2 protein-coding genes are annotated in these 936 nt (G+C 59.6%); one reads left to right on the top strand and one right to left on the bottom strand.

What is annotated here, in order from left to right:
• The coding region (locus AC1DRJ_RS29845; RefSeq protein WP_477805291.1) for a LysR substrate-binding domain-containing protein at nucleotides 1-318 on the top strand (318 nt) is incomplete at its 5' end.
• On the opposite strand, the gene AC1DRJ_RS29840 is transcribed toward AC1DRJ_RS29845, so the two are convergent.
• Nucleotides 308-936 (bottom strand): substrate-binding domain-containing protein (locus AC1DRJ_RS29840; protein ID WP_477805290.1); only part of this gene is annotated, 629 nt, incomplete at its 5' end. The two genes, AC1DRJ_RS29845 and AC1DRJ_RS29840, sit on opposite strands and share 11 nt — an antisense overlap.

Genomic DNA, 936 nt, shown 5'->3' with positions numbered 1-936 from the left:
TCGCTGGACAAGACCTCAGGCAATCGCTTTTTGCTGGATCAGGCGCTGACCGGAATCGTGCCGCAACGGCAGAGCATCTGTGAAACCCGGCATGTGACGACGATGATCGGCTTGGTGGAAGCGGGGTTGGGGGTAGCGGCGGTGCCGCTGATGGCGATGCCGGCAGCTGATCACCCGATTCTGACGCGGGTGCCGCTGACCGACCCGCAGGTGATGCGCAGTATCGGCCTGATCAAGCGCCGGGGTCGCACGTTGACCCCGGCTGCGTTGGAACTGGAACGGCTGGTGGTGGAAATGAAAGTTCAGGTCAGCGACTGACCGAATCCAGCCCGGTTGCCTTCACATCCCGTTGAGCGGCCGAGGACGCCAGGTACTCCAGCAACGCCTTGGCTTCAGCCGGGTGTTGCGCGCCCACGGGAATGCCGGCAGCGAAGCGCGTTACCGATTGCACCGACTCTGGAATCTTTGCCACAAAACTTACGCCCGGTACGGGCAGCAATTCGCTGACCTGCTGGAAGCCCAGTTGGTAGCCGCCGGTGGCAACCACCGAGCCTACCGGAATTTTCGGGATCATCTTCGATTTGGGTTTGAGTTGGTCTTCAATGCCCAGGCGCGTGAACAGTTGATTTTCGATGTATACGCCGCTTGCGCTGTCTGAATAGGCGACAGACTCCGCGTTCAGTAATGTCTTTTTCAATGCATCGACGGTACTGATGTCTGGTTTCGGTGCACCTTCGCGCACCACGAGACCGATCCGCGAATCCGCCAGTTCTACCCGTGAGGCGGGATCGACTTTGCCCTGTTTGATCAACTCATCGAGGGCATAACCGACCATGATCACCACGTCAGCTTTTTCTCCGCGAGAAAGGCGGTTGGGAATAGCTTCCGGCGCTTTGCCCATCGAAGGGCCAAGGGCGGTGTCCAGCGTGTTGCCGG

The sequence above is a fragment of the Pseudomonas sp. P5_B2 genome (assembly GCF_056400445.1).
This window is presented reverse-complemented; position numbering and strand designations above follow the sequence as displayed.